Annotated in this window: 13 protein-coding genes; 6 read left to right on the top strand and 7 right to left on the bottom strand. The window is 73.4% G+C overall.

Features of this window, described 5'->3' with window-relative positions:
* Positions 1-60 precede the first annotated feature (60 nt).
* Positions 61-1,500 carry a trehalose-6-phosphate synthase gene (locus ACF073_RS15845; protein ID WP_392070249.1) on the top strand — a complete coding sequence of 480 codons (1,440 nt, stop codon included), beginning with the start codon at positions 61-63 and terminating at the stop codon, positions 1,498-1,500.
* Here ACF073_RS15845 and otsB read toward each other — a convergent pair.
* From otsB to ACF073_RS15830, 3 genes are read right to left on the bottom strand one after another with little or no spacing between them, the layout of a single operon-like run.
* Positions 1,488-2,354, bottom strand: a complete 867-nt coding sequence (gene otsB / locus ACF073_RS15840) for a trehalose-phosphatase (RefSeq protein ID WP_392070247.1) — start codon at positions 2,352-2,354, stop codon at positions 1,488-1,490. The two genes, ACF073_RS15845 and otsB, sit on opposite strands and share 13 nt — an antisense overlap.
* 36 nt (positions 2,355-2,390) lie before the next feature.
* On the bottom strand, positions 2,391-2,615 hold the full coding sequence (locus ACF073_RS15835; RefSeq protein ID WP_392070245.1) for a DUF3263 domain-containing protein: 225 nt from the start codon (positions 2,613-2,615) through the stop codon (positions 2,391-2,393).
* Positions 2,616-2,650: 35 nt separating this feature from the next.
* Positions 2,651-3,904, bottom strand: coding sequence for an extracellular solute-binding protein (locus ACF073_RS15830; RefSeq protein WP_392070243.1), 1,254 nt, complete (start codon positions 3,902-3,904; stop codon positions 2,651-2,653).
* A 180-nt stretch (positions 3,905-4,084) separates the two neighbouring features.
* Between ACF073_RS15830 and ACF073_RS15825 the strand changes: the two genes are divergently transcribed.
* From ACF073_RS15825 to ACF073_RS15815, 3 genes are all read left to right on the top strand, one after another.
* Entirely contained in the window at positions 4,085-5,017 is a 933-nt protein-coding gene (locus ACF073_RS15825) for an ROK family protein (protein WP_392070960.1), read from the top strand.
* Complete coding sequence (gene nagA / locus ACF073_RS15820; RefSeq protein WP_392070242.1) at positions 5,017-6,168, top strand: N-acetylglucosamine-6-phosphate deacetylase; 1,152 nt, start codon at positions 5,017-5,019, stop codon at positions 6,166-6,168. The genes ACF073_RS15825 and nagA overlap by 1 nt, the downstream gene beginning before the upstream one ends.
* Before the next feature lie 122 nt (positions 6,169-6,290).
* Entirely contained in the window at positions 6,291-7,220 is a 930-nt protein-coding gene (locus ACF073_RS15815; RefSeq protein ID WP_392070240.1) for a 1-phosphofructokinase family hexose kinase, read from the top strand.
* On the opposite strand, the gene ACF073_RS15810 is transcribed toward ACF073_RS15815, so the two are convergent.
* Together ACF073_RS15810 and cdgB are read right to left on the bottom strand one after the other, a co-directional pair.
* The gene (locus tag ACF073_RS15810; RefSeq protein WP_392070238.1) at positions 7,217-8,188 is read right to left on the bottom strand and encodes a carbohydrate-binding protein; all 972 of its coding nucleotides are present in this window, start codon (positions 8,186-8,188) and stop codon (positions 7,217-7,219) included. The genes ACF073_RS15815 and ACF073_RS15810 overlap by 4 nt on opposite strands.
* Before the next feature lie 117 nt (positions 8,189-8,305).
* Positions 8,306-9,985, bottom strand: coding sequence for a diguanylate cyclase CdgB (gene cdgB, locus ACF073_RS15805; protein ID WP_392070236.1), 1,680 nt, complete (start codon positions 9,983-9,985; stop codon positions 8,306-8,308).
* A 403-nt stretch (positions 9,986-10,388) separates the two neighbouring features.
* On the opposite strand from cdgB, the gene ACF073_RS15800 reads away from it, so the two are divergent.
* On the top strand, positions 10,389-10,961 hold the full coding sequence (locus ACF073_RS15800; protein ID WP_392070234.1) for a flavin reductase family protein: 573 nt from the start codon (positions 10,389-10,391) through the stop codon (positions 10,959-10,961).
* A gap of 64 nt (positions 10,962-11,025) precedes the next feature.
* Complete coding sequence (locus tag ACF073_RS15795; protein ID WP_392070232.1) at positions 11,026-11,484, top strand: GNAT family N-acetyltransferase; 459 nt, start codon at positions 11,026-11,028, stop codon at positions 11,482-11,484.
* Between the two features lie 25 nt (positions 11,485-11,509).
* Here ACF073_RS15795 and ACF073_RS15790 read toward each other — a convergent pair whose 3' ends face one another.
* Together ACF073_RS15790 and arfB are read right to left on the bottom strand one after the other, a co-directional pair.
* Positions 11,510-12,349, bottom strand: coding sequence for a sigma-70 family RNA polymerase sigma factor (locus ACF073_RS15790; RefSeq protein ID WP_392070231.1), 840 nt, complete (start codon positions 12,347-12,349; stop codon positions 11,510-11,512).
* A 107-nt stretch (positions 12,350-12,456) separates the two neighbouring features.
* Positions 12,457-12,885: an alternative ribosome rescue aminoacyl-tRNA hydrolase ArfB gene (arfB, locus tag ACF073_RS15785; RefSeq protein WP_392070229.1), complete on the bottom strand. Its 429-nt coding sequence runs from the start codon at positions 12,883-12,885 to the stop codon at positions 12,457-12,459.
* Position 12,886 lies beyond the last annotated feature (1 nt).

Below are 12,886 nucleotides of genomic sequence, written 5' to 3'. Positions count from 1 at the left end.
TCCGCTGCCCGGCCGGACCCGTACGTTTGAGCGTTTACGGGCCGGGCTAGGTTGAGGCGTATGGCTTCCACGCGCGGTGCTGCGGACAAGGCTCAGGTGCTGGTCGCGTCGAATCGCGGCCCGGTTGCGTATCAGGTGGGCGAGGACGGCTCGCTGCACGCCCGGCGGGGCGGTGGCGGACTGGTCTCGGGCCTCTCCGCCATCGGGGCGGACGCGGACTCCGTATGGGTGTGCGCCGCGCTGGGCGACGGCGACCGGGCGGCGGTCCGGCGCGCGGCCGGCGGGCTGCTGCCGGCCGAGGAGACCGGCGGGCAGCGGGTGCGGATGCTCGACATCGACGCGACCGTGCACGCCGAGGCGTACAACGGCATCGCGAACTCGGTGCTCTGGTTCGTCCACCACATGCTCTACCAGACCCCGCTCGAGCCGGTCTTCGGCACGGAGTTCCGGCGGCAGTGGGCCTCCTACGAGGCCTACAACCGGGCGTTCGCCGAGGCGCTGGCCGAGGAGGCGGCCGAGGGCGCGGCGGTGCTCATCCAGGACTACCACCTGGCCCTCGCCCCCCGGATGCTCCGCCAGCTCCGCCCCGACCTGCGCATCGGCCACTTCTCGCACACCCCGTGGGCCCCGCCGGACTACTTCCGGCTGCTGCCCGACGACATCGCCGCCGAGCTGCTCGGCGGGATCCTGGGCGCGGACCGGGCGGCGTTCCTCACCCGGCGGTGGGCGGACGCGTTCACGGACTGCTGCCACACGGTGCTCGGGCCCGGCATCCCGTCCGGCACCCGGATCGGGGTGCACGGCCTCGGCGCGGACGCGGAGTTCCTGCGCAAGCGGGCGCAGGAGCCCGACGTGGCCGAGCGGATGGCGGCGCTGCGGGCGGAGATCGGGCCGGGCCGGCGGACCATCGTCCGGGTGGACCGCACCGAGCTGTCCAAGAACATCGTGCGCGGTCTGCTGGCGTACGAGCAGCTGCTGGCGGGCCGTCCGGAGTGGCGGGAGCGGGTCGTCCACGTGGCGTTCGCCTACCCGTCCCGGCAGGACCTCGCCGTGTACCGCGACTACACCGCCGAGGTGCAGCGGGTCGCGGACGGGATCAACGAGCGGTACGGCACGGCGGACTGGACGCCGGTGGTGCTGCATGTGAAGGACGACTTCGCGCGGTCCCTGGCCGCGTACCGGCTGGCCGACGTGGCGCTGGTGAACCCCATCAGGGACGGCATGAACCTGGTCGCCAAGGAGGTCCCGGTCGTCTCGGACGAGGGCTGCGCGCTGGTGCTGTCCCGGGAGGCGGGGGCGTACGAGGAGCTGGGCGAGGACGCCTTCGTGGTGAACCCGTACGACATCACGGGGACGGCCGAGGCGCTGCACGAGGCGCTGAGCCTGCCGGCGGACGTGCGGGCGGAGCGGTCGAAGCGGCTGGCCGCCGCGGCGACCGCGCTGCCGCCCGCCCGCTGGTTCCTCGACCAGCTGAACGCGCTGACCGGTCAGCCGAGCTGAGCCGCCAGCGTCCGCAGCAGTTCCACGACCCCCGCCGGGCCGTCCACCACGAGGTCGGCGCGTTCGGCCAGTTCGGTGACCTCGGTGCTGCCGCTGCAGACCAGCAGGCCGGGGATGCCGGCGGCGCGCAGTTCCCCGACCGCGGCGAAGGCGGGGAGGTCGCCCAGGTCGTCGCCTGCGTAGACGACGCAGCCGGCGCCGACGGCACGGGCGTGGTCGAGCAGGGCGACGCCCTTGTCCATGCCCGGCGGGCGCAGTTCCAGGACCATCCGGCCGGGTTCGACGATCAGGCCGTGCCGGGCGGCGAGGTCGGCGAGCGGGGCGCGCAGGGCCTCGAACGCGGCCTGCGGGTCGGCGGCGCGGCGGGTGTGCACCGCCACGGCCCGGCCCTTCTCCTCGATCCAGGTGCCCGGACCGGTGCCGATCCGCTCCAGCAGGCCCGGCAGCTCGGCGCGGACGGCGGCGACACCGGGGTGCGGCGGGGGCGCGGTGAGGGTGCCGGTGGCCGCGTCCCAGCGTTCGGCGCCGTAGTGCCCGAGGACGGTCAGGTGGGCGAGGCCGGGGACACCGGCGAAGCCGCCGTAGCGGACGGCCACCTCGGCCGGGCGGCCGGTGATCACGGCGACGGAGGCGATCCGGGGGGCGAGCGCGGCGAGCGCGGGTACCGCGCCGGGGTGCGCCCTGGCCTGCTCGGGGTCGGCGACGATCGGGGCCAGGGTGCCGTCGAAGTCCAGGCCGACCAGCGCGGTGCGGGGGCGGGCCAGGAACGCGGCGAGGCCGTCCCGGCCGGCCGGGGTCGCGGGGGTGGGCAGCGGGTGCGGGAGGTCCTTCGGATCCGTCGTCTGGGTTCCCATACGGCGACCCTATCCACGCGGGCCCCGGTCCACGCCTCAGCGCTCGGCTCGCCGCGCCTCGCGCACCCGGCGCAGCCGGTTCACCGTCACCGGGTCGTGGGCCAGCGCCCGCTCGTCGTCCAGCAGGGCGTTGAGGAGCTGGTAGTAGCGGACCGGGGCCAGGCCCAGCTCCTCGCGTATCGCCCGTTCCTTCGCGCCGGCGCCGGGGATGCCCCGGCGCTCCAGCGCGAGGATCGCCTTCTCGCGGGTGCCCAGTTCCATGGGTGCCACGGTAGCCCCGGGCGCGGACAACCGGGTCAGTTCGCGTTGCTGCTGTCGGCCGCCGTGGCCGTCGCCTGCAGCCGGGTCAGGACGCCGGAGGGGCTGCCGCCGGGGGCGACCGCCTGGCCGATGTTCTGCTTCACGGCCGCGCTGACCGCCGCCCAGGACGTCTTGCCGACCGGGTACAGCTCCGAGGTGGGCAGCTGGTCGAGGAAGGGGTGCAGGGCCTGGTCGGCGGCGGTGTCCGAGGCGCTCATGGCGTTGGAGGCGGAGCCGGTGACCGGCAGCAGCCCGTACGTCCGGGAGAAGTCGAGGACGTTCTTCGTGGAGTAGGCGAAGTCGAGGAAGTCGCCGATCTGGTCGGCGTGCCCGTTCTGCTTGAAGCCCATCATCCAGTCGGCGACGCCCATGGAGGCCCGGGACTTGCCGGTGCGGCCCGGCATCGGCACCATGCCGAACTTCACGCCCTTCTTCTCGGCCTGCTGGATCAGCGTGGGGTGCCCGTTGACCATGCCGACCTGGCCGTCGGCGAAGGCGGAGAAGGCGGCGGCGCGGTTGAGCTTGCCGGGGGCGACCGGGCCGGTCAGGCCCTTGCCGACCAGCTCGTCCTTGAGCCAGGTGAAGGTCTCGACGTTGGCCGCGGAGTCGATGGTGTAGGTGCCGACGTCGTCGGTGTAGCCGCTGCCGCCGTTGCCGCCGCTGAGCAGCCACTGCATGGTCTCGGCCTGGGCCTCCTCGGAGCCGAGCGGCAGCGCGTACGGGTACTTCACGCCCTTGCCCTTGAGCGCCTCGGCGTCGGAGGCCAGCTCGTCCCAGGTGGTCGGCGGGGTGATGCCGGCCTTGGCGAACAGGGTCTTGTTGTAGAAGAGCACCCGCGTGGAGGCGGCGAACGGGATGCCGTACTGGGTGTGCTTCCACTGGCCGGCGTCGGAGAGCTGGGAGAGGAAGTCGGCCTGGGTGCGGATGGAGAGCAGGTCGGAGGCCGGGTAGAGCTTGCCGGCGGCGGCGTAGTCGGCGTAGGCGCCGATCTGGGCCAGGTCGGGGGCGTGGCCGGCGTCGACCATCTCCTTGACCTTGCGGTCCACGTCGTTCCAGGAGTAGACGCTGACCTCGACCCGCACGCCGGGGTGCTTCTTCTCGTACTGCTCGGCCAGGCCGTCCCAGTACTTCTTGGAGCTGTTGGCGGCGGAGTCGCCGTAGTCGGCGGCGACCAGTCTGAGGGTCACGTCCGAGGAGCCCGAACTCCCGCAGCCGCCGAGGGCCGCCGTCAGGCCCAGTGCGGACACCACCGCGATCGATCCTGCCGTACGCCGACGCACCCTCAAAGCCCCAACCCTGCTGTCTGACCGTTCAACATATGGACAGATAAGGTCTACACCACGCGAGTGGACTAGACCTCTCCCGGGTGGGAGGGCCACACTAGGCCCGTGGTGAGACATGTCATCGCCCTGGACGTGGGCGGAACCGGGATGAAGGCCGCCCTCGTCGGCGACGACGGTGCGCTGCTGCACCGCGCCCGCCGCCCCACCGGCCGCGAGCGCGGTCCCGAGGCGGTGCTCGCGGGCATCCTCGACTTCGCCGCCGAGCTGCGCGCCCACGGCGTCGAGCACTTCGGCGGGCCCGCCGTCGCGGCCGGCATCGCGGTCCCCGGCATCGTCGACGAGCGGACGGGCACCGCCGTCTACGCGGCCAACCTCGGCTGGCGGGACGTACCCCTGCGGGCGCTGCTCGCCGACCGGCTCGGGGTGCCCGTCGCCCTCGGCCACGACGTCCGCACCGGCGGCCTCGCGGAGGGCCGGATCGGCGCGGGCCGGGGCACGGACCGGTTCCTGTTCGTGCCGCTGGGCACCGGCATCGCCGGCGCCATCGGCATCGACGGGCGGGTGGAGTCCGGCGCGCACGGCTTCGCCGGCGAGATCGGCCACATCGTCGTACGCCCCGGCGGCACGGCCTGCCCCTGCGGGCAGCGCGGCTGCCTGGAGCGGTACGCGTCCGCCTCCGCCGTCACCGAGGCCTGGGCCGCGGCCGGCCAGGACCCCGGCGCGGACGCGGCCGACTGCGCCCGGGCCGTCGCGTCCGGCGACCCGGACGCCGCCCGGGTCTGGCAGGAGGCGGTGGACGCGCTCGCCGACGGCCTGGTCACCGCGATCACCCTGCTGGACCCCCGCACGCTGATCATCGGTGGCGGTCTCGCCGAAGCGGGGGAAGTGTTGTTCCGACCCCTGCGGGACGCCGTCCGGCAGCGGGTCACCTTCCAGAAACTGCCCGCCATCGTCCCCGCCGCCCTCGGCGACACCGCCGGTTGCCTGGGCGCGGGGCTGCTGGCCCGCGATCTCCTCGGCTCCGCCGGCCCGGACCCCACCGACCTCGACCCCACCGACCCTTCGGAGGTAACTGCCTGATGGCTCCCAGCTTGGTTCTCGCAGGTGCTCGGGTGGTGCTGCCCGGCGCAGTGGTGGACGACGGACGCGTCCGCGTCGAGGGTACGAAGATCACGGACGCGACCGCCGGGGCGGCCGGGGACGCCGAGGTCCTCGACGTGAGCGGCCACTGGCTGGTGCCCGGCTTCGTCGACCTCCACAACCACGGCGGCGGCGGCGCCTCCTTCTCCGGCACCGCCGAGGACGTCCTCACCGCCGTCCGCACCCACCGGCTGCACGGCACCACCACGCTGGTCGCCTCCACCGTCACCGACGAGATGGACCTGCTGGTCCGTCAGGCGGGGCTGCTGAGCGAACTGGCCGAGCAGGGCGACATCGCGGGCATCCACTTCGAGGGCCCGTTCATCTCCCCGTGCCGCAAGGGCGCCCACTCCGAGGAGCTGCTGCGCGACCCGGAGCCCGCCGAGGTCCGCAAGCTGATCGACGCGGCGCGCGGCAGGGCGAAGATGGTCACCCTCGCCGCCGAGCTGCCGGGCGGCGTCGACTCCGTACGGCTGCTCGCCGAGCACGGTGTGATCGCGGCGATCGGCCACACGGACGCCAGCTACGAGCAGACGGTCGAGGCCATCGACGCCGGCGCCACCGTCGCCACGCACCTCTTCAACGCGATGCCCGCCCTCGGCCACCGCTCCCCGGGCCCGATCGCCGCGCTGCTGGAGGACGAGCGGGTCACGGTCGAGCTGATCAACGACGGCACCCATCTGCACCCCGCCGCGCTGGAGCTGGCCTTCCGTCACGCGGGCCCGGACCGGGTCGCGTTCATCACGGACGCGATGGACGCGGCCGGCACCGGCGACGGCCGCTACATGCTCGGCCCGCTGGAGGTCGAGGTCAGCGAGGGCGTGGCCCGGCTGGTCGAGGGCGGCTCGATCGCGGGCTCCACGCTCACCCTGGACCGCGCGTTCCGGCGGGCGGTGACCGTCGACAGGCTGTCGGTGCCGGACGCCGTGACCGCCCTCTCCACCAACCCGGCCCGCCTGCTCGGCCTCGCCGACCGCGTCGGCACCCTGGAGCCCGGCAAGGACGCCGATCTGGTCCTGCTGGACACCGACTTCGAGGTGAAGGGCGTGATGCGGCGGGGTGAATGGGTGGTGGCGCCCCAACTGCCCTGATCCGTACCGGCGTCCGGGAGACGGTGGCCGACCCGCGCACTGGGCCCGCCGCCGTCTCTTTGGCATGATCGTGGCCCCGGAAACCGAGACAGGCCAATGGACTTCGAGGGAGGTCGGCCCGGGTGATCCTCACGGTCACGCTGAACACCGCTCTCGACATCACGTACCGCGTGCGGTCGCTGCGGCCGCACACCACGCACCGCGTCTCCGAGGTCGTCGAACGGCCCGGCGGCAAGGGGGTGAACGTGGCCCGGGTGCTGGCCGCCCTCGGACACGAGGCGACGGTCACCGGGTTCGCGGGCGGCGCCACCGGCGAGGTGGTGCGGGAACGCCTGTCGGCCGTCCCCGGGGTGACGGATGCGCTGGTCCCGGTCGCGGGCGCGACCCGGCGCACCATAGCCGTCGTCGACGAACTCTTCGGGGACACCACCCAGCTGAACGAGCCGGGCCCGCAGATCGAACCGGCCGAGTGGGGCGCCTTCCTCGACCGGTACGAGGAACTGGTGCCCCGCGCCTCGGCGGTGGCGCTGTGCGGCAGCCTGCCGCCCGGGGTGCCGGTGGGGGCGTACGCCAACCTGGTCCGCGGCGCACGCGCGCACGGCGTCCCCGTCCTCCTGGACACCAGCGGGGAGCCGCTGCGCCGGGGGGTCGCCGCCCGCCCGGACATCATCAAGCCGAACACCGGGGAACTGGCCGAACTCACCGGCTCCCACGATCCGTTGCGCGCCACCCAGGACGCCCGCCGGCGCGGGGCCCACGCGGTGGTCGCCTCCCTCGGCGCGGACGGCCTGCTCGCCGTCACCCCCGAGGGCCGCTGGCGTGCCGCACCGCCGTCCCCCGTCCACGGCAACCCGACGGGCGCGGGCGACTCGGCGGTGGCGGCCCTCCTGTCGGGCCTGGTCCACCGCCGCCCCTGGCCGGAACGCCTGACCCACGCGGTGGCCCTGTCGGCGGCGACGGTCCGCTCCGCCACGGCGGGCGACTTCGACCGGGTGTCCTACGAGGAACTGCTGGGCCGGGTGGCGGTGTCGGGGGAGTTCAGCGCGGCCTAGCCCTGGCGCTTGATGTGGCCCGGCTTGATGTAGAGCTTCTCGATCAGGACGTTGCACTTGTCGCCGGACTGGCAGGAGACCGCGAGCGTGTTGGACCCCTTCTTCAGGGTCGGCCACACGTAGGACGTGGTCCAGCCGCTGGCGAAGTCGCCGTCCTTGGCGTGCCGGTAGTTGTCCAGACCGAACTTGCTGCCGAACGAGCTGCCGTTGACGGTCACCGACATGGACTGGTCCTCGCCGGCCGCGCTGTAGTCGGCGAACAGCGTGTACGGGCCGTCGGAGGGGATGTCGACCGTCCAGGTGACCGAAGCGCCGGGCTGGTTCAGGCCGCCCACATAGCTGCCGTCGGCGGACTTCGCGCCCTTGACGTCCGACGCCTTCGCCGCGCCGCCCGCCAGCTGGAGGGCGCCCGAGGACGTGTCCGCCTCCAGCTCGCCGCTGCCCGCCGAGCTGCTCCCGGAGGGGCTCGGCTTGTGGTTCTCGGACTGGCTCGGGGACGCGCCGACCTGGTCGGCCGCCTTGTCGTCGTCCGAGTTGCCGCCCAGCATCGCCATGCCGATGCCCACTACCACCGCGGCGACCACCGCGATCGCGCCGATCAGCAGGCCCTTGGTGTTCGGACCGCGGCGGCCGGGGTTCCCGGCGGGCGGTGCGGACCTGTGGCCGGCCGACGGGCCGCCGGCCATGGTCTCCGGCGCCTGGTAGTGGGCGTTCGGCTGACCGTAGGCACCCTGCTGCTGGGGCACGGCCTGGCCGTAGCCACCCTGCTGGGGCACACCCTGGCCGTACGTGGCCTGCTGCGGCTGACCGTACTGGCGCTGGCCGACCGCGCGCACCCTGTTGACCGAGTTCGGGTAGCCGTAACCACCGGACGGCGGCTGGGCTCCCCTGGCCTGGCCGTCGGCGTACAGATAGCCGAACGGGTCGTCGTCCTCGGGCGTGCCTGCGCCGTTGTCGCCGGGCGTCATCCCTTGGTACTCCTCAACAGATGCGGTCGGATGCGGTACGGGTTGGAATGGCGAGCCTACCCGCTCTCACTCGTCCAAACGGGTGACTCAGACCGCATCAACTCGCTGACCTGCGGATCACCCGGCGCGTCGATGTTGTTTGGGACGAGATCGTTTCTCGATGTACATCCGCTCGTCAGCGGACTTCAGCACCTCGTCCGCCGTCATGCCGCAGTGCGCCCATCCGATGCCGAAACTCGCGCCCACCCGCACGGCCCTGCCCTCGGCCCTGATCGGCTGGATGATCTCGTTGCGCAGCCGGACGGCCAGGTCCTGGGCGTCGGCCCTGCCCAGGCCGTCGGCGAGGATCACGAACTCGTCGCCGCCGAGCCGGGCCACCGTGTCGCCGTCCCGGACCCCGCGGGAAAGCCTGCGGGCCACCTCGATGAGGACCGCGTCACCCGCGTTGTGCCCGAACCGGTCGTTGATCGACTTGAAGCCGTCGAGGTCGCAGAAGAGGACCGCGAGGCCCTTGGCCCCGTCGTCGCGGTCGTCCTCGGGGGCGGCCGTGTGCACATGGTGGTCGTAGGCGTCGTACGCCTCCGCGCCCGGCGTGAAGTCGAAGCCGTGCCCTGCCGGCGCGTCGTGGGCGGGACCGGCCGGGGTGTCGAAGGCGGGGTGGCCGTAGGCCGCGTCCAGGGACTCCACGGCGCCGGCGTGGGCGGGGCGCTGGCAGAGCCGGGCCGACAGGCGCGAGCGCAGCTCGGCGGAGTTCGGCAGACCGGTCAGCGAGTCGTGGGAGGCGCGGTGGGCGAGCTGCAGCTCGCGCCGCTTGCGCTCCTCTATGTCCTCCACGTGGGTGAGGAGGAAGCGGGGGCCGTCGGCGGCGTCCGCGACGACGCTGTTGCGCAGCGAGACCCATACGTACGTGCTGTCCCGGCGCCCGAGCCGCAGCTCCGCGCGCCCGCCCTCGGCCGAGGTGCGCAGCAGGGTGCCGATGTCCTCGGGGTGGACGAGGTCGGCGAAGGAGTAGCGGCGCATCGCGGAGGCGGGCCGGCCGAGCAGCCGGCACAGCGCGTCGTTGGACCGCAGGATGCGCCCGTGCTGGTCACCGCCCATCTCGGCGATGGCCATGCCGGAGGGGGCGTACTCGAACGCCTGCCGGAAGGATTCCTCGCTGGCACGCAGGGCCTGCTGCTCGCGCTCGAGGCGGACCAGGGCGCGCTGCATGTTGGCGCGCAGCCGCGCGTTGCTGATCGCGATGGCGGCCTGGAAGGCGTACATCTGCAGGGCCTCGCGGCCCCAGGCACCGGGGTGCCGGCCGTTGCGCGGCCGGTCGACGGATATGACGCCGAGCAGCTCACCGGAGGAGCCGCCCTGCACACCCGGCGTGTACATGGGCGCGAAGAGCCGGTCGGAGGGGTGCCACTCGTCCTCGAAGCGCGGCTCGGGCCCGTCGGTGTACCACTGCGGGACGTCGTCGTCGTCGAGGACCCAGCCCTCGGTGTGCGGTATGAAGACGAGGTCGCCCCAGCGCTCTCCCATGTTCAGCCGCCGCTCCCAGGACTCGCGGGAGCCGACCCGGCCGGTGATGAGGGCCTCGGCGGCGGAGTTGCCGGAGAAGGCGGCGACCACGAGATCCCCGTCGGGGCGCACGAGGTTGACGGCCGCCATCTCGTAGCCGAGGGCGCCCACCGCGCCGTCGGCGACGGACTGCAGTGTGTCCGCCAGGCTGCGTGCCGTGTTCATGTCGGCCATGACCTGGTGCAGCTGTCGCAGGGACGCAAGGCGGACATACGGCTCCGACTCGGTCTCCATGCTCGCCCTCCCCCCGAGACCTCGCAGCGAATCAAGGGTTGTCTTCGGCGCTGCTCTCGCGTTCTTTCGCTGTGGCTCTTTGCGTCGCCCTTGCGTTGGTCTTGCAGCTTCCCCGCCACTGAATCACAGCGCGCTGCCCACTCGGTACACAGGGTCAACAATTCCTGCCTCTTGTGACTCAAGTCACAGAAGAACGTGAACAATTGAGTGGAGTTTCTGCTTTTCACCTGTGTGTTTACTGAACACACGGCGTGTGGTTGTGGCCACAAGTCGCTCGCACGAGTGCGCCCTATGACACCTCATGACACGCCATGGCACCCCATGCGTGCGCCGCTGGTCCTAGGACCCGGCTCGGGCGCAGGGCCGATGCGCCCCGCGCCGGGCGAAGACTAGCGTTTCCGGCGTGCTGAAGACTCCCTCCCCCACCACCCCCCTGCCTTCCGGGCATGCTGAGGGGGTGAGCAACGACGAGTTCCGGGCCGCGATGTCCCGGCTGGCCGCCGGCGTGGTCCTGGTCACCGCGCAGGAACCGCCGCTGGACCCGGACGACCCCGACGCGCCGGGCACGGAGGACGTCGGCATGACCGCCACCGCCTTCGTGTCGGTCTCCCTGGATCCGCCGCTCGTGCTGGTCAGCCTGCGTGAGGGCTCACGCATGGACGACCTGCTCGCCGAGCAGCCGCTGTGGGCGGTCTCGGTCCTCGCCGAGAGCCAGCGGCACATCGCGGGCCGCTTCGCGATGAAGGGCCGCATCAGCGACCGGCTGCTCTTCGAGGACATCCCGTGCACCCGTGGCCGGGCCAGCGGCGCCCCGCTGGTCGGGGGCGCGCTGGCCACCCTGGAGTGCCGCACCGAGCAGCGGGTGGCCGCCGGGGACCACACCCTGGTCGTCGGCCGCGTGCTCACCGCGAACGCGCCCAGCGCGGAAGGCGGCCCGCTGCTCTATTTCCACGGCCGGTACCGGCAGTTGGGCTGAACAGGGAATTCCACGGTCCCCGATATTCCGTGGCCGGGAAATCACGTGTGCTTAAGGTGCCAGGATGACACTCCGTCTGGAAGAAGTGACACCAGGGAACTTCGACGCCGCCGTGGGTATTCGCGTCCGGCCCGACCAGGAACAGAACGTCGCCCCGGTCGTCACCTCACTCGCCGAGGCATACGTCCGTCCCGCGGGCGTCGCCTGGCCGCGCCTGATGATGGACGGCGACCGGGCGGTCGGCTTCCTGATGGCCTTCCTCGACATCGACTGGCACGGGGACGGCAGCGTGCGCCGCTCCGGGCTGTGGCGGCTGAACATCGCCGCCGGCGAACAGGGCCGGGGCCGCGGCCGGTTCGCCGTCGACGCCGTGGCCGCGGAGATCCGCCGCCGCGGCGGCACGGAGATGTACGTCAGCTGGCACCCCGGCCCGTCCGGCCCCGGGGAGTTCTACCTGCGCCTCGGCTTCCGCGCGACCGGCGAGGTCAGCGGGGACCAGACGGTCGGCGTCCTGCGGCTGTGAAGAGCGCCCAGGCCGCCCAGGCCGCCTAGGCCGGCTCGACGGTCATACCGGCCAGGCGGGCCGGGTCCGTGACGATGTCGATCACCGCGATGCGGCCGGCGACGAAGGCGAAGGCCAGCACCCGCTCCGGGCGCCCCGCGGCGAACACGGCCAGCCCGGTCGCACCGTCCACCAGCACCGGGCGCGCGACCCGCGCCAGATGGGCGAAGCTCGCCGCACCGGCGGCGACCCGGGCCGCACCGCTGTTCACCCCGGCCTCGCTGCGGGCCACCACGTCCGGGTCGAGCACCGCGAGCAGCCCGTCGAAGTCGCCTTCCCGCGCGGCGGCCAGGAAGGCGTCCACCACCTCCCGCTGCCGGACCAGATCGGTCTCCGGCGCCTCGACCCCGCGCACCCGGCGCCTGGCCCGGCTGGCGAGCTGCCGCGCGGCGGCCGGGGTGCGCCCGAGGACGCCGCCGACCTCCTCGAAGGGCACCCCGAACAGGTCGTGCAGCACCAACGCCAGCCGCTCGGCCGGCGAGAGCGTGTCCAGGACGACCAGGAGGGCCAGGCCGACCGAGTCGGCGAGCAGGGCGTCCTGCGCGGGGTCCGGGTCGGCGGACGGCGCCGGGCGCCAGGTGTCCAGCGGCTCCTCGCCCCGGGAGCGGCGGGAGCGGAGCATGTCGAGGCAGACCCGGCCGACCACGGTCGTCAGCCAGCCGCCGAGGTTCTCCACCTCCCGGGCGCCGGACCGGCTCAGCCGGAACCAGGACTCCTGCACGGCGTCCTCGGCCTCGGCGGCGGAGCCGAGCATCCGGAAGGCGACGGCCCGCAGATGCCCGCGGTACGCCTCGAACCGCTCGGCGAGAAAGTCGTTGTCCGTCATGGTGGGCCGGCCTCTCCGTCGTCCGCGGCGCTCCTGCGCGCCGCCCGCGCACCACCCTGACGAGGCGGGGCCCGCGGATGTGACACGGCCGCGCCGGCCCGGCCGGGCTAACCCCAGTCCCGCCCCGTGCGGCCCCGCTTCGTCTGCGAGCGCTGCTTCTTCTCCCGCAGCCGGCGTTCGTTGATCCCGCGCGGGATGCGGGTGGGTCTGCGGGGCTTCGGCGGCGGCGCGCTGGCCTCCGCGAGGAGCGCGGCGAGGCGTACGGCGGCGGCCTCCCGGTTGCGCCACTGCGAGCGGTGCTCGGAGGCCCGTACGGACACCACCCCGTCGACGAGGCGGCCGGCCAGCCGCTCCAGCGCCCGCTCCCGCCACACCGGGGGCAGCGCCTCGGTGCGCGCGAGGTCGAAGCGCAGCTCCACCTGCGAGTCACTGGTGTTGACGTGCTGTCCGCCGGGCCCCGAGGACCTGGAGAAACGCCATATCAGCTCGGCCTCGGGAAGCGAGACGGAGCCACGGATGAGGTAGGGCCCGGACATG

This window comes from Streptomyces sp. NPDC015171 (genome assembly GCF_043079545.1).
In the GTDB taxonomy this organism is placed as follows: Bacteria; Actinomycetota; Actinomycetes; order Streptomycetales; family Streptomycetaceae; genus Streptomyces.
The sequence above is the reverse complement of the archived record's forward strand: the minus strand, read 5'-3'. Positions and strand labels throughout refer to the sequence as shown.

What these genes read in the sequence shown, in the direction of transcription:
- arfB (WP_392070229.1), bottom strand. Translation starts at nt 12,885, where the DNA reads ATGTCCGGGCCCTACCTCATCCGTGGCTCCGTCTCGCTTCCCGAGGCC.
- ACF073_RS15845 (WP_392070249.1), top strand. Translation starts at nt 61, where the DNA reads ATGGCTTCCACGCGCGGTGCTGCGGACAAGGCTCAGGTGCTGGTCGCG.
- cdgB (WP_392070236.1), bottom strand. Translation starts at nt 9,985, where the DNA reads ATGGAGACCGAGTCGGAGCCGTATGTCCGCCTTGCGTCCCTGCGACAG.
- ACF073_RS15825 (WP_392070960.1), top strand. Translation starts at nt 4,085, where the DNA reads ATGAAGGCCGCCCTCGTCGGCGACGACGGTGCGCTGCTGCACCGCGCC.
- ACF073_RS15795 (WP_392070232.1), top strand. Translation starts at nt 11,026, where the DNA reads ATGACACTCCGTCTGGAAGAAGTGACACCAGGGAACTTCGACGCCGCC.
- otsB (WP_392070247.1), bottom strand. Translation starts at nt 2,354, where the DNA reads ATGGGAACCCAGACGACGGATCCGAAGGACCTCCCGCACCCGCTGCCC.
- ACF073_RS15810 (WP_392070238.1), bottom strand. Translation starts at nt 8,188, where the DNA reads ATGACGCCCGGCGACAACGGCGCAGGCACGCCCGAGGACGACGACCCG.
- nagA (WP_392070242.1), top strand. Translation starts at nt 5,017, where the DNA reads ATGGCTCCCAGCTTGGTTCTCGCAGGTGCTCGGGTGGTGCTGCCCGGC.
- ACF073_RS15790 (WP_392070231.1), bottom strand. Translation starts at nt 12,349, where the DNA reads ATGACGGACAACGACTTTCTCGCCGAGCGGTTCGAGGCGTACCGCGGG.
- ACF073_RS15835 (WP_392070245.1), bottom strand. Translation starts at nt 2,615, where the DNA reads ATGGAACTGGGCACCCGCGAGAAGGCGATCCTCGCGCTGGAGCGCCGG.